Here is a 17,207-nt window from a genome sequence, read left to right as displayed (position 1 = left end):
CCTGTTGCGCCGGGGTATCGGCATGACCTCCCAACGCACCCGTGAACGCTTGATCCAGCGGCTCTACGAAGAGGGCCTGTCCAACGCCCAGGTATTGGAAGTCATCCGTCGAACCCCGCGCCATCTGTTTGTCGATGAGGCCCTGGCCCATCGTGCCTACGAAGACACCGCGTTGCCCATTGGCCATAACCAGACCATCTCCCAGCCCTATATGGTGGCGCGGATGAGCGAGCTGCTGTTGGCCGCGGGTCCATTGGACAAAGTGCTGGAGATTGGTACGGGCTCCGGCTACCAGACCGCCGTGCTCTCGCAATTGGTCGAGCGGGTGTTTTCCGTCGAGCGGATCAAGGTTCTGCAGGATCGGGCCAAGGAGCGCCTGGTGGAGCTGAACCTGCGCAATGTGGTCTTTCGCTGGGGTGACGGCTGGGAAGGCTGGCCGGCATTGGCGCCTTACAACGGTATTATCGTGACGGCCGTAGCCACCGATGTACCCCAGGCGCTCCTCGACCAATTGGCTCCGGGCGGGCGCCTGGTGATTCCGGTGGGGTCGGGCGAAGTGCAACAGTTGATGTTGATCGTGCGTGAAGAAGAAGGTTTTTCCCGGCATGTTCTGGGGGCGGTGCGTTTCGTTCCGTTACTCAATGGCCCCTTGGCCTGATCATTTATGACGGCATACTGAATTCTATCCTCGGGTATGTGTCTTACAGCGGGGTTCATTGAGTCAACATCAAGTTGGGTAGTTATTAAACGGGATGAATTTTTCGTTTCTACCTTGTTGCCGGTTAAAGTCCGGCAGCCAGTTATACTTGCAACATATTTCAAGCCTGATACAGGCGTTCATGTTTCAGCCACCACAAAGGGAGCGGCGGGTGAGTCTCACAGTCATTGCGCAGCGTATGAGTAAAACGAGCTTTCAGCGACTGGTGATTGGCCTTGTCTTGAGTTCCTTGTTGGCCGCCTGCTCCAGCACGGGCAGCGGGGCTCGGGTCGTCGACCGCAATAATGCGGCACCGCAGCGGCCTACAGTGACCACCGGGCAATACGTGGTGCGCAAGGGCGATACGATGTTCTCGATCGCCTTCCGGTATGGCTGGGACTACAAGGCGCTCGCCGCACGTAACAACATTCCTGTGCCTTATACGATACATCCTGGGCAGACCATTCGCTTCGATGGTCGCACGGGTTCGGCACCCACGGCAGTTGTGACAAAATCCGGTTCCTCGCCCTCTTCCTCGAGCAAGACCACGGTCTTTACACGGCCCGCCGGCACTGCTGCGCCGGCCGCTGCGAGCAAGCCAGCACCCGCGCCGTTGCCACCTGCAGGGCCTGCACCGAAGGGTTGGGGATGGCCCTCAAATGGCATCCTTATTGGGAAATTCTCCTCAAACGGTAGTTTGAATAAAGGCATTGATATCGCCGGGGATTTGGGACAGCCTGTTTTAGCTGCGTCTGATGGGACGGTTGTATACGCCGGGAGTGGTTTACGGGGCTACGGCGAATTAGTCATCATCAAACACAGCGATACCTACGTCAGTGCCTACGGTCATAACCGCAGGTTGTTGGTTCGGGAGGGGCAGCAGGTCAAAGTCGGACAGACAATTGCCGAAATGGGGTCAACTGGTACAGACCGGGTGAAACTGCACTTTGAGATTCGCCGCCAAGGGAAACCTGTAGATCCGCTGCAATTCCTACCCCGTCGTTGATGTGTTGCCAGCCTGTTCCCTCACGTAGAAGGAACAGGCTCCAGCGTTGCCAAGGATAAAGGCGTCGCTTGAGCTTGAGGTCGAACTCACCAAAGGACTATAACAATGGCTCTCAGTAAAGAAGCGCCGGAGTTTGACATCGACGATGAGGTTCTCCTTATGGAGACCGGCATCGGGACGGAATCGATGTCGAATGAGGGACCCGCTGTACCTTCAGTTCGCACCAAGTCCAAAAACTCCACAGCGTTAAAACAGCATAAGTATATTGACTACACCCGGGCGCTTGATGCGACCCAGTTGTACCTCAATGAAATCGGCTTTTCCCCCTTGCTCACTCCCGAAGAAGAAGTCTTTTTTGCGCGCTTGTCGCAGAAGGGCGATCCGGCTGGGCGCAAGCGCATGATTGAAAGCAACTTGCGGCTGGTGGTGAAAATCGCCCGACGCTACGTCAATCGTGGGCTTTCCCTGTTGGACCTGATCGAAGAGGGCAACCTCGGCTTGATCCGGGCAGTCGAGAAGTTCGACCCTGAGCGGGGTTTCCGCTTCTCGACCTACGCGACGTGGTGGATTCGCCAGACCATCGAACGGGCAATCATGAATCAGACCCGGACCATCCGGTTGCCGATTCATGTCGTCAAGGAGCTTAACGTCTACCTGCGGGCAGCGCGTGAGCTTACCCAGAAACTTGATCATGAACCTTCGCCTGAAGAGATCGCCAACCTGCTGGAAAAACCAGTGGGCGAGGTCAAGCGCATGCTGGGTCTCAATGAGCGTGTGTCTTCGGTCGATGTCTCGCTGGGTCCGGATTCGGATAAAACCCTGCTGGACACCCTGACGGATGATCGTCCAACAGATCCATGTGAGCTGTTGCAGGACGATGATCTGTCGCAAAGTATCGACCAGTGGCTTTCAGAGCTGACGGACAAGCAGCGTGAGGTGGTGATTCGCCGCTTCGGGTTGCGCGGCCATGAAAGCAGTACCCTGGAAGATGTTGGCCTGGAAATCGGCCTGACCCGTGAGCGGGTGCGGCAGATCCAGGTGGAGGGTCTCAAGCGCTTGCGGGAGATCCTGGAGAAGAATGGCTTGTCGAGTGAGTCGTTGTTTCAATAACGACGCTTGACCCAATGTGGGAGCGGGCTTGCTCGCGAACGCGGCGTATCAGTCGACAGATGTACCGACTGATCCAGCGCATTCGCGAGCAAGCCCGCTCCCACATTTTTTATGCTCGACCATAACGGTCGAATGACAGGCATAAAAAAACCCCGCTTTTAAGGGCGGGGTTCTTTCGACTAAGTCAGTACAAGTTAGATAACTTGAACTTCTTCAGCTTGCATGCCTTTCTGACCGCGGGTAGCGATGAAAGAAACCTGTTGGCCTTCTTTCAGGCTTTTGAAGCCGTCGGATTGGATAGCTTTGAAGTGAACGAACAGGTCGTCACCGGATTGTGGAGTGATGAAGCCGAAGCCTTTTTCATCGTTGAACCACTTAACGGTACCAGTTTGGCGATTAGACATGGTGTATCTCCTTGGACAAAGTTAACTGCGACTCAGGAAAAGCCCTGGCCGAGACTGAGTGCAAAGAGCAGGAAAAATTCTTGGAGATGGTTGGATCGAAATTCAACATCGTGTAGAGATTCTCAGTGACACAAGCAGCACAGTGGCGCCACCTTAACCCTTTTTCCGGAACGTGCCAATGGTATTTCCGAAGGTTTCTCTATTTTCGTGACTGGCGGTGCCCTTTACAGGCCCGCGTGCCGTCAATTCAGGGCCAGGGCCCGGTCTACACGGCTGACAGTGACCGGGCGCAACTTAATCAAGAAAAACCCCCGCGTCCTTTGAACCGCGAGGCCAGCCCCGGTAAGATGCCCAACAGAATTTTCCACCTCGCTATTCAGGACACCCGCCATGAGCATCAAATCGGACAAGTGGATTCGCCGCATGGCGCAAGAGCACGGCATGATCGAACCCTTCGTCGAGCGCCAGATGCGCGGTGAAGGCACCGAGCGCCTGATCTCGTTCGGGGTTTCCAGCTACGGCTACGATGTGCGTTGCGCCGATGAGTTCAAGGTCTTCACCAACATCAACTCGGCCACCGTCGATCCGAAAAACTTCGACGAGAAGAGCTTCGTCGATGTGAAGAGCGACGTGTGCATCATCCCGCCAAACTCCTTTGCCCTGGCGCGCACCGTCGAGTTCTTCCGTATTCCGCGCAACGTCCTGACCATCTGCCTGGGCAAGAGCACCTACGCGCGCTGCGGCATCATCGTCAACGTGACCCCGCTTGAGCCGGAGTGGGAAGGTCATGTGACCCTGGAGTTCTCCAACACCACCACCTTGCCCGCCAAGATCTACGCCAATGAAGGTGTGGCGCAGATGCTGTTCTTCGAATCCGATGAAGAGTGCGAAGTGTCCTATAAGGACCGTGGCGGCAAGTACCAGGGCCAGCGCGGCGTCACTCTGCCACGCACCTGATAGAAACGTCTTACAGATCAAGGGAATTTGTCAGCGGGCAGGCACTCTATTGGGTGTACTGCCTCGGCGCGTGCACAGCGCGCCGAGCCACGCTTGAGGAGTACCCTATGAAGATCGACCCGCGAATCAGCGCCGAACTCGCCCGGCTGGAACCCAATCAGATTGGTGTTCTGGCCTGGTCCCTGATGGCCGACCCCGCCGCCGGCGGCATTCCAGGCCAGCCAGACCCCGACACCCCGGAACAACCCTCCGAGCCTGGCGTCCCGACCCTGCCGGACGAGCCACCTCCCGCGCCTGTGGCCTGACGCCTACACGTGTCCCGTCAGGAACTGTTGCAGCCGCTCGCTTCTCGGGTTGCCCAGCACGTCTTCCGGTGCGCCTTGCTCCTCCACCAGGCCCTGGTGCAAAAACAGCACCTGGCTCGATACCTTGCGTGCAAAGCTCATCTCGTGGGTCACCATGATCATGGTCCGCCCCTCTTCAGCCAAGCCCTGGATCACCTTCAGCACTTCGCCGACCAATTCCGGGTCCAGGGCTGAGGTCGGCTCGTCGAACAGCATCACTTCCGGCTCCATTGCCAGGGCGCGGGCGATAGCCACCCGCTGCTGCTGGCCACCCGAGAGGAACGCCGGATACTGGTCGGCCACCCGTGCGGCCAACCCCACCTTGTCCAGATAGCGCCGGGCACGCGCCTCGGCGTCCTTTTTGCTGCACCCCAAGACCCGGCGCGGGGCCATGGTGATGTTTTCCAGCACGCTCATATGGCTCCACAGGTTGAAGTGCTGGAACACCATCGCCAGGCGGGTGCGCAGGCGCTGCAGCTCGTCTTCGTCGGCCACGCGCATGCCGTTGCGGTCGCTGACCATGCGGATCGGCTGGCCGTCGAGGCTCATGGCGCCGTCATTGGGTTGTTCAAGGAAGTTGATGCAACGCAGGAAGGTGCTTTTCCCCGAGCCGCTGGCGCCGATCAGGCTGATCACATCACCGCTTTTGGCCTTGAGCGAAACACCTTTGAGCACTTCATGGTCGCCATAGCTTTTGTGCAGGCCTTCAACGGTCAGTTTGTACATGGGGCGTGCATCCTCAAGGCGATAGTAAATAGCCGCTGCGATAGGGCGTAAGTCCGGCGACATGGGCAATGACCATGCCGGCCGTGGCCATGCGTCGCAACGATCGGGCATACATCAGGCCGGCGTGGCGGTTGTGAATGGGGGTGACGCGGTCGTGAATGGGGTCGATGACCTCGGCGACTAACTGCCCGGCTTCCAGGTATTCCCCTGGCAATGCGTGGAACACCAGCAGGCCACCCTCCGGGGTGGCTACCGGCTCGACGGCGGCCAGTGGCGTGGCGGGGTAGGGCAAGTCTGGCAGGAGGGCAGGCTCGCCGCTGATGGCACCAAAGCGGATCAGGTAGTCGATGATCGCCTGGCAGTCGAGGCTGGCCAGGCCGTGATTGACATCGCCCTGGCCGCGTAACTCCAGGGTCACGGAAAAGCTGCCGAGGGGAATCTCGAAGCGTTCGCCAAAACGTTGCTGCAACTGCCACCAGAGCAGGGTGAAACACTCATCGAAGGATTGCCCGCCGGAGTCGGTGGCCAACAGGCTGGCTTCGGCGCCGATGTAACGGGCCAACGGCTCGACCTGGGGCCAGGCCTCGGGTGTGGTGTACAGATGGGCGACGGCTTCGAAGTCGCAATGCAGGTCCAGCACCATATCGGCATCACAGGCCAGGCGTTGCAGCACCAGGCGCAGGGATTGCAGTTGCGTGACCGGTGCATGGCGGTCGAGAGCCTGGCGCAGACTGTCGCGGATCAATGCGACGTTAAGCCTTGGATCATCCCCCAGCAGGCCTTCGACCTGGTTGCCGACCTCTTCGCTGAGGTCGATAAACAGGCGATTGAAGTTCTGCCCGCTCTCCAGTTCGTAGCGGCCCAGGGGAATATCCATCAGCACCTGCTCCAGGCCCACCGGGTTGGCCACGGGCACCAGCACGATTTCGCTGCGCAGGCGCCCGGCAGCTGCCAGTTCTGCCAAACGGGCCTTTAAGTGCCAGGCCACCAGCATGCCCGGCAGTTCATCGGCGTGCAGCGAGGATTGGATGTAGATTTTGCCTTCGGCCTGCTCGGGCCCGAAATGGAAGCTGTGGATCTGCCGTGCCGTGCCCGGCACGGGCGCCAGGAGGGGATGAATCTGTTGCCGCATAGGGGCTCCTTAATGGCTCGGCCCGAGAAAGGCCAGCCAGCGACGCTCCGCCAGACGAAACAGACCGACCAGGGCAAAGGTCACGGTCAGGTAGATCAGCGCAGCGATACCGAACGATTGGAAGGTCAGGAAGGTAGCCGAGTTGGCATCCCGGGCCACTTTGAGAATGTCCGGGATCGTCGCGGTAAAGGCTACCGTCGTCGAGTGCAGCATCAGGATCACTTCATTACTGTAGTACGGCAATGAGCGGCGCAGGGCCGAGGGCATGATCACGTAGGCGTACAGTTTCCAGCCGCTCAGGCCATAGGCTTTGGCCGCCTCGACTTCGCCGTGGGCCATGCTGCGAATGGCGCCGGCGAATATCTCGGTGGTGTAGGAGCAGGTGTTGAGGGCGAAGGCGAGCAGGGTGCAGTTCATTGCGTCGCGAAAGAACGCATCCAGCACCGGTTGCGCGCGAATGGCGGCAAGGCTGTAGATGCCGGTGTAGCAAATCAGCAACTGGATATAGAGCGGTGTGCCGCGAAACAGATAGGTGTAGAACTGCACCGGCCAGCGCACCCAGCGGCTGGGCGAGACGCGGGCGATGGACAGCGGGATCGACACCACGAAGCCAATGCCGAGCGAGGCCGTGAGCAGCCACAGCGTCATGGCCAGGCCGGTGATGTGGCTACCGTCGCTGTAGAGGAAGGGCCGCCAGTATTCCTGCAGCAGTTCGATCATCGCACCGCCTCCCGTACGCCTGCGGAGTAACGGCTTTCCAGCCAGCGCAGGACGAGGTTGGAGACGCTGGTGATGACCAGGTAGATCAAGGCCGCGACCACCAGGAAAAAGAACAGTTGGTAAGTGCTCTTGCCGGCGTCCTGTGCGGCCTTGACCACGTCGGCCAGGCCGATGATTGATACCAGCGCCGTGGCCTTGAGCATCACCATCCAGTTATTGCCGATGCCCGGCAGGGCGAAGCGCATCATTTGCGGGAAGGTCACGTAGCGAAAGCGCTGCCCGCGCTTGAGGCCATAGGCGGTGGCGGCTTCCAACTGGCCACGGGGTACGGCGAGGATCGCACCACGAAAGGTCTCGGTGAAATAGGCGCCGTAGATAAAGCCCAGGGTAATCACCCCGGCGCCGAACGGGTTGATCTCGATGTACTCCCATTCCATGTAGTCGGTGAACCCGGTCAGCCAGGTTTGCAGGCTGTAGAAAATCAGCAGCATCAGCACCAGGTCCGGCACCCCGCGAATCAAGGTGGTGTAGAGCTGTGCTGGAATGCGCAATAACGCCAGGCTGGACAGCTTGGCGCTGGCACCGATCAGCCCCAGTACGACGCTGACGGCCAGGGACAGCACCGACAACTTGATGGTCATCCAGGTACCTTGCAGCAACAGCGGGCCAAACCCTTTCAGGCTGAACGCGCCAAGCCCGAGGGTCTGCAACAGGTCTTCAAACATAGGGTATGCCTTTGGCCATCGGTCGTGCGCCCGCTCCTTGCCGGAGCGGGCACCGCAGCATTACTTGCCGCTGAACAGGTTCAGATCGCCAAAGTGCTTTTTCTGGATGGTGGCGTAGGTGCCATCATCGTGTAACGCTTTGATACCTTTATCCAGAAGGGCTTTCAGCTCTTTGTTACCTTTTGCGATGCCCACGGCGGTCTTGGAGGGCAGCAGTTCGCTGTCCACCGGCTTGCTGACTTCGTAGTCCGCGCCTTGTGGCGACTTCAAAAAGCCCAGTTCGGCTTGCAGCATGTCCTGGATCGATGCATCGAGGCGGCCCGAAGTCAGGTCGGCATAGACCTGGTCCTGGTTCTGATAGGCCTGGGTTTTCACCCCGGCCTTATCCAGCACGGCCTTGGCGTAGGCTTCCTGGATGGTGCCTTGCTCATACCCCACCGTCTTGCCTTTGAGGGATGCGGTGTCTTCGCTCAGGCCCGAACCTTTTTTGAAGACATAGGAGGTGGGCCCGGAAAACAGCTCATTGGAAAAGTCGATGACTTTTTCGCGGGCCGGGGTCACGGTCATGGAGGAAATCACACCGTCGAACTTCTTGGCTTTCAGGCCTGGGATCATGCCGTCGAAGTCGCTTTCCACCCACTTGCACTTGACCTTCAGCTCCGCACAAATGGCATTGCCCAGGTCGATATCGAAACCCACCAGGCTGCCGTCGGCGGCCTTGGATTCAAACGGCGCGTAGGAAGGGTCCACACCAAAACGCAATTCTTTGTATTCCTTGGCCAAGGCGGTACCGGCGGCCATGCACAGCGCGAGTGCAGAAAGGGTCAGCAATGCTTTTTTCATTAAGTAATCCCTGGAAACCAAGATAAGCGCTTGTGGCGCGATTAGGACTGTTACTGAACGGTGTCAGACGTATCCCAGGTAGCAATTTCTGCACCATAGTTCTGAACAGTCTTTTAAATTGGCAGGATTACGCGAAGGGCAACGTGGTAAGCGCCCGATATCGGGCGCTACAGATCTTCAGCACCATTGCAGTGCAGGCGGGTCACGAACTGCAGGAGCTGGCTCGTCAGCTCCTATATGGGGTTATTTCCCAGGGACCAGAGTCAATCGAGTCTTGCCGTACACCTTGTCAAAGTTCTGCGGTTGCATCGGGAAACTCAAGTATTGCGCCTTGAGCCACGGATCGATGCCATTGACGTAGTTCGGGCTGGCGGGGTTGCCGGATTGGCCGATACCGCCCTGGCCCATCATCGGTTCCACCTGGCCGAAATCCACAATCATGCGCAGGGCCTGGACCTGAGTGGTGGCGAAGTCCTGCCCCCAGTTGTAGGGCGATGCATTCAAGGTGGTGTGATCGCCACCTGCCGCCACCGGACCACGCAGGGTCTGGCTGCTGGTGTTCTTCCAGGTGTAGCTGTGCAATTTGCCCCATTGCCAGGCCTTGTGATCTGCGCCCAGCAGGCTGTCGCCGGCGGTGATCGCAGCGGCCAGGCTGCGGGCGAGGATCACCGGTTTGTCTTCTTTTTGCGCAGTGCGCAGGTCGTCCCAGAATGGGCTGTCTTCGCGCCCCAACAGATGATCAGCCTGGGCGGCGTAGGACAGGTTGGCGTTGCTCACAAAGGCTTTCCAGGTGGCACTGGTTTGCGGGCCCAGTTCATCGAGGAAAATCTGCTTGGCGCTTTCCTGCAGGAACAGTTGGTAGATCGCAGCATCGCTCGACGTGGCGGCCAGGCGCCCGTCGAACGCCATCAGGCGGCCCAGGGCCTCCTGCGCCTTGGCCCGATCGGCGGCAGGCAGGGCATCGATCGCCTGTTTCAGTGGCTGGGCCATACCCGGCGCCTGGAACATGCCTTTGAGCTTGGCAGCGAACAGCGTGGTCTGGTCGTACTGCATGGCGATTACGCTACGGCTGTCGTGCTTGCCGTTGCCTGCCAGTTGCGCCAGGCGTTCGCTGCGCTCCGGCGCGGCCCAGGAGTTGGACAGTTGCATGCCATAGCCGTGGGGTACGGTGCGCTGGCTGGCCGTGCCGACCCAACCTTGTGGCGGGTCCTGGTCATAGGGGTGCAGCATCGCGTCCGCGTAGCCATCCCAGTCAAAGCGCCCGTCCCAGCCAGGCGACGGCAGCAGGCCTTCGCCTTCGCGGCGGTTGGGGAAGCGCCCGGTGACCTGCCAGCCGATATTGCTGGCGTCGGCAAACACCATGTTCAGGGGGATCGCACGAATCTCGCGGCTGGCGTCCGAGGCTTTTTCCACGTTCTGCGCCCGGGACAGGTCGAAAAACGCATCCAGGCTCTTGTCATCCTTGAAGTCGGCGGTTTGCAGGGCCAGGCCATAACCGCTGGTCAGCGACTGGGCGCTGTTGAGCAGCGGCCCGTGACGGGTTTCGTACACGGCCTCGCGAATCGGTCGCTGGCCCTTGGCGAAGAAGGTCTCGTTGCGCACGATGGTCGGCAGCCATTTGCCATTGTGTTCGTAGTACAGCGCGCTGCCCTGGCGTTTGACCTTCTCCAGGAACAGGTCCTGGGTATCACCGGACACCTGGCTCATGCTCCAGGCCACCTTGCCGTTGAAGCCCGACAGCAGGGTAGGAATCCCGGCCATCGACACCCCGGCCGCCTGGTATTTCGGCGCGCGGATTTGTACGAAAGTCCACAAGGACGGCGCCTGCATTGGCGTCGACAGGTCGTTCGCCAGCAGGCTGCGGCCACTGCGGCTGCGTTGCGGGGCGATGGCCCAGTTGCTGGAGGTGGAAACCCCGAGGGTGTTGAGACTGCCCAGGCGCTCATTGATGCTGGTGAGCGTGGCGAGACCGGGAATCTGCCCGAGGTTGACGCCCTTGAGCTTGTCGGACTCCGCCGTAGGCAGCGGTTCATCTGGGTAGCTTGGGGTCAGCCAGGCGAGTTTGTCGGCGCCGATTTTTTGCGCCAGTACCAGGGCGGACAGTTCTTCCTGCAGGTTGGCCGACTCACTGAAGTTGAGCAGGCAGAACAGCAGCGCCGAATCCTCCGGCTTCCAGTATTCGGGCTTATAGCCGGTCTGGGCCAGGTCTGCCGGCAGCTTGTCGCGGTAGCGGAACAGGTAGGCGTTGACCCCGCGTGCATACACTTCGAAGAAGCGCTTGAGGCGCGGTGACGAGGCGTTGTACAGCTCGCTGGCGCTTTTCTTCAGGTTGACTGCACGCATGAAACGGTCGACATCCAGCACATCCGGCCCGGACATTTCCGCCAGGCGGCCCTGGGCCAGCAGGCGCAGGGTGACCATCTGGCTGATCCGGTCGCTGGCGTGCACATAACCGAGGGTGAACAGCGCATCGTGGAACGTGCTGCTCTCAATCAGCGGCATACCCTGGCTGTTGCGCCGCACGGAGACATTTTGCGCCAGGCCCTTGAGCGGCTGTACGCCGGAAACGGGAGGCAGGGTGTCCTGGCTGTTCAGTGACTGGCAACCGGCCAGGCCCAAGGCACTGGCCACTGCCGCGGCAACGCCGAACCGGGGAAGAAAACGTGAGAGGGCTGGCGAGGCCATGGCAAAGCTCCTGCGGGGGGTAACGTCAGTAAAGGCGCTACGTTAGTGAGCGCGGCGAACCGACGCAAGCGGGAGGCGATGCTAATTTTCAGGATTTGATTGAGTAAATGTTGGTGTTGGTGGCGTGTCAGGGCGCGCGTGACCTGGACCAAGATCAAATGTGGGAGCTGTCGAACCCTGGCGAGGCTGCGATAGCGGTGGATCAGGCAACCCCTCTGGCGCCTGTGCCGCCGTCATCGCAGCCTCGCTGGGGCTCGACAGCTCCCACAGGGAGTTGCGCTAATCAGGATTTTGGCGGGTTGACCTTCTGCACCAAATCATAGGCCCGCACCGTCGCCGGACGCTCCTTGATCAGGTTGAACCAGCGATGCAGGTGGGGAAAATCTTCCAGGCGCTGGCTCTGCCATTTGTGGGAAACGATCCACGGGTAGATCGCCATATCGGCAATGCTGTAGGCCTCGCCGGCGACGAAGCTGCGATCGGCCAGGCGTCGGTCCAGTACGCCATAGAGGCGGGCGGTTTCATCGACGTAGCGTTTGATGGCGTAGGGGATTTTTTCCGGGGCGAACTGGCTGAAATGGTGATTCTGCCCGGCCATCGGGCCCAGGCCGCCCATTTGCCAGAACAGCCATTGCAGGGCTTCCTGGCGACCGCGCAGGTCCCTGGGCAGGAACTGGCCGGTCTTTTCTGCGAGGTACAACAGGATGGCACCGGATTCAAACAGGGAAATCGGTGCACCACCGTCGCTGGGCTGCTGATCGACAATGGCGGGAATACGGTTGTTGGGCGCGATCTTCAGGAAGTCTGGCTTGAACTGGTCGCCCTGGCCAATGTTGATCGGGTGCACCTCGTAGGGCAGGCCGGCTTCTTCCAGGAACAACGAAATCTTGTGACCGTTGGGTGTGGTCCAGTAATACAGGTCGATCATGAAGCTCTCCAGGATTGGTGATGCTTGAACGGGCAGGACGCCCGATGATGTGCCTGTAGGTATAGGTAATGTTCGACTACCGAAAATTCAATGAAATATTTGGGTCTATCGATAGAACTGTAGGAGCCGGCAAGCCGGCTCCGTGGGGCGTATCAGACGCCGTGGCACTTCTTGAACTTCTTGGCGCTGCCGCATGGGCATGGGTCGTTGCGGCCCACATCCTTCAGGGCATTGCGCACGGGTTCCTGGTGGGCATGGCCGCAGTTCGGGCCGTGGACATGACCATGGTCGTGATCGTGGTGATCGTGATCGTGGTTGCAGTCAGGACCATGGACATGGGGTTGCTGAGTCATTGGTGTCGCTCCGGAATAAAATCGCCGGGGATTATCTCGTCATTGCGCATCACGTGCACGTCGTTACCGATGAATAATCCGGTTTTCAACTCACCTTCCAGGCGATAGGGGATGGGACGATCCGGATTTTTCAGCAGGTCGGCGATTTCCCGCACCTGCGGCCACAGGTTGGTGCGCACCGTGACTTTGAAAAAAACCCGGCCATGGGGCGCAATGGTCAGCCATTCGTTGGACTCGCCTTCGGTCAGTTCCACATCGGCCAGGCTGATCTTGTAGATCAGGCCGCGCACGGTCAGGTCCGAGTCACTGCGGTTATCCACACGAAAGTGCAGTTTGAATTTCTGCTCCAGCAGCTTGGCGCGCACCAACTCGACCTTGACCAGATGGATCTGCGGTGGCGGCGTGTCATCGGCGAACCAGGACGCGCAACCCGAGAGGCCAACGGTCACTGCGAGCAGGCAGCTATACGCGAGTAACCGGCTAACCATGGCGTGGTCCCTGTAGGAGCGAGCTTGCTCGCGAAAGACGTTAACGATAACGCACGTAGCCTGGATAAACGCGGTGCCCTTTAGTTCTTCGCGAGCAAGCTCGCTCCTACAAAGAAGCGGAATTTTACAGATAGCTGGAGCAACACTTCTTCAATTACTGCTACAAATACCTACCGTGCTGTTTCGGTGCCTTCGATCACATCATAGCTGGCGTAAATGCAGGCGAACGTTAGGCTAACTGGCATCAAGCCCCGGAGCCCGATAACATCGTGCCACTACACGACGAGAGAATCATCATGAAGGCATGGATTGGGGCAATTGCACTGGCTGGCTGAGGGATTGGCGGCTGATTTTTTAGCCGCCGTATTGTTCAGGCTTGAGACTGCTTGACGGCTATATCTCGGATGGTTTGGATATTCTGGTGGATTGCAGATAGCACAAACCACACTCCAGAGCCTAGGCATCCAACGGCGAAACCAATCAGGGCACCGATGTACTCATAGTTACCTTTCATTGCGAAGTAACCCACGACCGTTGCAACGATGATTCCAATCCAAGCGAAGAAATTCACTACGGTGATAACAATGTCTTTCATTACCTATGCTCCTTGCGTGGTTGAGAAGTGGTCACTCTGCCACTATCAAGTTGGGTGGTAAACGCTTGGGTAGAATTACCCTGATCATCAAGAGCGGCTATCGAACCACGGTCGCATCTTGACCGCTGAAAGGAAGGAAGCACCCACCAGCCCTCTTCATCAGGAAGCGCACCTTGAGCTGGCTTCCTTTTGAGAGGTCATACCCGGCCTGCTTGTCTGCGAAGTCGACCTTTAGGTCTTGAGTCCCTACGCCATCCACGTTCAAGGAAGCCTCTTCAGATTCCAGCAAGACGACTTCTCCCTTCCAAGTCATCCAGTGATTTTTGTACTTCGCATTAAATATGTCGTCTTTCTTCTGATCGCTGTAGGTGCTTTTGCATCCTATTTCCGCGTTCACTTGGTTGTAAGTTGCTGTGCTTTCAGGGTACTCGGTGACGGTAGCAGAAGCTGCGTAGGTGCCCCCGGTCGAGCTTGTAGGTTTGGTTGGTGCATTGATCACACCTTTAATAACAATGTAGGCGAGGCCGACCGCGAGCACGATTCCGATAGTTCTTTTGGCTGACAAGATTCAATCCTTGAAGGGTGAGGGGGCCTTATGGTGTCAGTGTGATGTGATGACTGTCCAGATGCCGGGTGGGCTCGTTCCATGCCGAGTTTCCAGTGCCCGTAAAATCTTGGGTAGCGCTTCGCCAGCGGTTCAGAGTTTCCGGCCAGAAAAATAAGCTCTGACTCTTTCCACGCAAAACCAAACTCCGGCGCCGGAGCGGCCTAAGCACTCCTATACGATTTCCCAAATCCGCCGCCAAAAATAAGTGACTCGCTCCGGAGAGTTCTGATACAGGACAGGGGAAAATAAGTTGAGCACGGTAGGTGCTTAACACTGCACGACTGGCTCAAATAGAAACCTGCGGAAAAGCAAAATAAGTTGGTCGGCTCTGAGGCGTCTACAGCTTCAGGAGGAGACGTTGAAAGCGAGCATGAGGCGACGTACTGCTGTAGGTGTGAACGCGCTACCACGAGCGATGTACAGCCTCCTGAATGGGCTTGGGATCATACAAGAGACAGGTTCAATCGCTCCATCAGGCGCTTCACTGTCATGGGTTGGAATACGCTTCCCCGTTCAGTGGTGAGGCCTTTGGCATTCAGGCATTTGGCGATGGCGGCGAATGTTGGTTGACCATCGTACAAACAAGCCTTCAGCTCAGATTCCAATGACTTTGCACGGTTGTTGGCGTTGATTGCCTTAGCCTGCACAGCAGCACCGTTACCAATGGCCCATGCCTTTGCACGTCCGGCATCACGGCGTGCAATCTTGGCTTGAGCTTCAATATCGCCGTTGGCCGCGTCCTTCTTCAGCTCTGCAAGGCCATCCTTGGTACGTTGGCGAATCTTCATCAGTTCTTCTTCAGCTAGCAGAGATTTGATATTTCGCACCAGACCGCTGCCATGTACGTCTTCGGCTTCGATGAACTTGAATTTCTTTTGCAGGGTGATGAAGTGCGCGTGGTCACGGCCAAGACGGTCGAGGCGGTGAACGATGATTGGACAACCCAGCCCTTTCGCCATGGCTAAGGCAAGTTTGCACTGTGGACGCTCTAGGGGGTCGATGCTGCCTGATACACCTTGATCAGTGAACTCGGCAACAATCTCCCATCCGTTGGCCTCAGCGGCGATCTTGATAGCAGCAAACTGACCAGCAACAGAAAGTGACTGATCGTCTGTGCTAACCCGTGCATACGCCACTACCTGTTTCATCGTTCGCCCTCTGTCATCGTTCGTGATTGGGTCATCATAACATATTGCTGACGTTCGTCTACGAATCGTTAAGGTTGCGTTGAGTACGCTTTTCGTCACTTTATTGAAGAAGTGGTTGCACGAATCAAAAGTTTCAGGGTGTAGCTTCAAGTGGGAATGCAATTAAATGCGATTTTGCACAAAAACGATTATTGGTGTGCGTGAACGCATCAGGTTTAGCACAAAGACATTCAAGCCCAATGAATACGGGGATTCACTTCTCAGATGGTGCGCATTTCCATCATGGAAGCTACCATGGAGAAAGGGTTTGTCTTGGATGGGATCAGGTTGTAATCAGGTTGTTAGCGTCTGAGTAGGTTATATACCTGTGTCGTCACCGACACGGCTGAGCACCCATCTGACTGAAGTCAGGCGTTAGCACACTACAGCGTGAGCTGTAAGCTGTTACCTCTTTAAGTTGATCAATTTTTAGTTAGTAATAATAGAATTATTAAAAGTATTCTATAACATCTAAAATGAAGCTTCTGATGCTCTGCATCATCGTGCTAAGCGTTGAACTACGTTCAATAGGTATAACATTGTCAAGCAAGCTTGATGGTAGGTGCTAGATTATAAATTGCTAACTACATTTATCAGTAATTTTTATTATTTTTCTAACGAAGACAAAATCTCAAGAGTAATACCATCAGGCTGCCGCCTTGACCGTGCTCAACCATCGGCTACGCCGACTGTGATACTACCGAGACGTTGCCGTCTCTATATAGTCCCGGAATATCTCTGAGATCTTAAATACACTGGGTTTGTGGATTTGGAAATCACCCACAAAAGCTTTTGATCTTGATCTTCAATAACAAGCTTTTGATTTTATAGGATCAAGAGCTTCTGCCTTTAAGATCAAGATCAAAAGCTTTTGATCTTAATAAGAATCCTTTTTTACCCATTAAGAGCTTTTTAAAATACTCAGGAATCTTGATTTGTCAACCATGCTTTGGAAGAATATTTTCATCCTAGACCACATCTTCGATATTCCGTTGAGTTCTATTCTTCTGTGAAGTGTGACATGGGTGGGAAGCCATCTGTAGGCTCTAGGGAGGCGATTTAGGTGCTGAGGGTATGGCATGATGTGGGTTTTATCTTATCGTGGCTTGTACGCGATCTCAGGAGGTTACAGTGTTATGCTGCAACTGCCTGATTTGGCTCGTAGTATGCCGTGATGAAGTCCACTTCGGTCTGTAAGGCGTCGTACAGGGCAGGGTTTCGATCAAGGTGCATCTGCATCCCAGTCAGGGCGAACCTTGCGCATTGGGCGATCAGGGACACTTGAGTTTTCCCGAGTGGTTCGCCCTTGGAACTCCTGAATGCAGCGCGTACAGACTCCGTACTGATCACATCCATCTTGACCGCTGCGAAGACGTGGGTAGGGTTCACGTTGAGCCTGCCCTTGTTGGCGCCGGCGACGGTGTAGCACGCTCCCATAACGTAATCCTCAATCCAGTTCTGTTGGGGGCTGCCATTGCTCGACTCTTCTTGTACGTCTGCCAGCATGACGTGCTTGGCGATGTTGTTGATCGTCACTTTCTTGGGCCGGGTAACGCGCGTCACTGGCAGAGCAACCACATCACTTGTTGGCAGCTCCTGAGCTTCGATATGAGCGTCGTTAGCGACTCCCCGGAGGCGTAGAGCATCTTTCGTGTGCTCTGGGCTCCAGTGCGGTTGTACGGGCTCCTGTGCTGTCGCTA

The 17,207-nt window shown here is 57.1% G+C and carries 19 protein-coding genes; 5 read left to right on the top strand and 14 right to left on the bottom strand.

All coding sequences use genetic code 11. The features are described 5' to 3' along the window. Positions 1-22 precede the first annotated feature (22 nt). The 3 genes from KL786_RS11975 to rpoS all read left to right on the top strand — a co-directional run bounded on the left by KL786_RS11975 (position 23) and on the right by rpoS (position 2,813). On the top strand, positions 23-658 hold the full coding sequence (locus tag KL786_RS11975) for a protein-L-isoaspartate(D-aspartate) O-methyltransferase (protein ID WP_169865481.1): 636 nt from the start codon (positions 23-25) through the stop codon (positions 656-658). A 211-nt stretch (positions 659-869) separates the two neighbouring features. Continuing rightward, positions 870-1,703, top strand: a complete 834-nt coding sequence (locus KL786_RS11970) for a peptidoglycan DD-metalloendopeptidase family protein (protein ID WP_215517725.1) — start codon at positions 870-872, stop codon at positions 1,701-1,703. 105 nt (positions 1,704-1,808) lie between these two features. Further along, positions 1,809-2,813: an RNA polymerase sigma factor RpoS gene (rpoS, locus tag KL786_RS11965; protein ID WP_032858137.1), complete on the top strand. Its 1,005-nt coding sequence runs from the start codon at positions 1,809-1,811 to the stop codon at positions 2,811-2,813. Between the two features lie 194 nt (positions 2,814-3,007). Here rpoS and KL786_RS11960 read toward each other — a convergent pair whose 3' ends face one another. Then, positions 3,008-3,217, bottom strand: a complete 210-nt coding sequence (locus KL786_RS11960) for a cold-shock protein (protein WP_002554837.1) — start codon at positions 3,215-3,217, stop codon at positions 3,008-3,010. A gap of 390 nt (positions 3,218-3,607) precedes the next feature. Between KL786_RS11960 and dcd the strand changes: the two genes are divergently transcribed. Then, entirely contained in the window at positions 3,608-4,174 is a 567-nt protein-coding gene (gene dcd / locus KL786_RS11955) for a dCTP deaminase (protein WP_093412595.1), read from the top strand. Positions 4,175-4,281: 107 nt separating this feature from the next. Further along, positions 4,282-4,479, top strand: a complete 198-nt coding sequence (locus KL786_RS11950; protein ID WP_032858134.1) for a hypothetical protein — start codon at positions 4,282-4,284, stop codon at positions 4,477-4,479. A gap of 3 nt (positions 4,480-4,482) precedes the next feature. On the opposite strand, the gene KL786_RS11945 is transcribed toward KL786_RS11950, so the two are convergent. The 13 genes from KL786_RS11945 to KL786_RS11885 form a co-directional block, all read right to left on the bottom strand. Continuing rightward, positions 4,483-5,244: an ABC transporter ATP-binding protein gene (locus KL786_RS11945; protein ID WP_215517724.1), complete on the bottom strand. Its 762-nt coding sequence runs from the start codon at positions 5,242-5,244 to the stop codon at positions 4,483-4,485. Positions 5,245-5,257: 13 nt separating this feature from the next. Further along, a complete protein-coding gene (locus KL786_RS11940; protein ID WP_215517723.1) occupies positions 5,258-6,376 on the bottom strand; it encodes a succinylglutamate desuccinylase/aspartoacylase family protein in 1,119 nt (372 codons plus the stop codon). Positions 6,377-6,385: 9 nt separating this feature from the next. Then, positions 6,386-7,096: an ABC transporter permease gene (locus KL786_RS11935; protein ID WP_215517722.1), complete on the bottom strand. Its 711-nt coding sequence runs from the start codon at positions 7,094-7,096 to the stop codon at positions 6,386-6,388. Next, on the bottom strand, positions 7,093-7,821 hold the full coding sequence (locus tag KL786_RS11930; RefSeq protein ID WP_215517721.1) for an ABC transporter permease: 729 nt from the start codon (positions 7,819-7,821) through the stop codon (positions 7,093-7,095). Before KL786_RS11930 ends, KL786_RS11935 begins: the two co-directional genes overlap by 4 nt. A 60-nt stretch (positions 7,822-7,881) precedes the next feature. Next, positions 7,882-8,664, bottom strand: a complete 783-nt coding sequence (locus tag KL786_RS11925) for a transporter substrate-binding domain-containing protein (protein WP_215517720.1) — start codon at positions 8,662-8,664, stop codon at positions 7,882-7,884. A gap of 243 nt (positions 8,665-8,907) precedes the next feature. Continuing rightward, a complete protein-coding gene (locus KL786_RS11920; protein ID WP_215517719.1) occupies positions 8,908-11,349 on the bottom strand; it encodes a penicillin acylase family protein in 2,442 nt (813 codons plus the stop codon). A gap of 283 nt (positions 11,350-11,632) precedes the next feature. Continuing rightward, positions 11,633-12,277 carry a glutathione S-transferase N-terminal domain-containing protein gene (locus KL786_RS11915; RefSeq protein WP_215517718.1) on the bottom strand — a complete coding sequence of 215 codons (645 nt, stop codon included), beginning with the start codon at positions 12,275-12,277 and terminating at the stop codon, positions 11,633-11,635. 152 nt (positions 12,278-12,429) lie between these two features. Further along, complete coding sequence (locus KL786_RS11910; protein ID WP_032858122.1) at positions 12,430-12,630, bottom strand: SEC-C metal-binding domain-containing protein; 201 nt, start codon at positions 12,628-12,630, stop codon at positions 12,430-12,432. Further along, positions 12,627-13,118 (bottom strand): LEA/WHy family protein, encoded by a 492-nt coding sequence (locus KL786_RS11905; RefSeq protein ID WP_215517717.1) that lies wholly within the window; start codon positions 13,116-13,118, stop codon positions 12,627-12,629. The genes KL786_RS11910 and KL786_RS11905 overlap by 4 nt, the downstream gene beginning before the upstream one ends. A gap of 370 nt (positions 13,119-13,488) precedes the next feature. Beyond that, entirely contained in the window at positions 13,489-13,713 is a 225-nt protein-coding gene (locus KL786_RS11900; RefSeq protein WP_060540037.1) for a hypothetical protein, read from the bottom strand. 97 nt (positions 13,714-13,810) lie between these two features. Then, positions 13,811-14,278 carry a hypothetical protein gene (locus KL786_RS11895; protein WP_170045294.1) on the bottom strand — a complete coding sequence of 156 codons (468 nt, stop codon included), beginning with the start codon at positions 14,276-14,278 and terminating at the stop codon, positions 13,811-13,813. A 485-nt stretch (positions 14,279-14,763) separates the two neighbouring features. Continuing rightward, the gene (locus KL786_RS11890) at positions 14,764-15,468 is read right to left on the bottom strand and encodes a recombinase family protein (protein WP_215517716.1); all 705 of its coding nucleotides are present in this window, start codon (positions 15,466-15,468) and stop codon (positions 14,764-14,766) included. A gap of 1,173 nt (positions 15,469-16,641) precedes the next feature. Beyond that, the coding region (locus KL786_RS11885; RefSeq protein ID WP_215517715.1) for a hypothetical protein at positions 16,642-17,207 on the bottom strand (566 nt) is incomplete at its 5' end.

Origin of the sequence: Pseudomonas sp. TAE6080 (assembly GCF_018732265.1) — a bacterium.
GTDB lineage: Bacteria > Pseudomonadota > Gammaproteobacteria > Pseudomonadales > Pseudomonadaceae > Aquipseudomonas > Aquipseudomonas brenneri.
The sequence above is the reverse complement of the archived record's forward strand: the minus strand, read 5'-3'. Positions and strand labels throughout refer to the sequence as shown.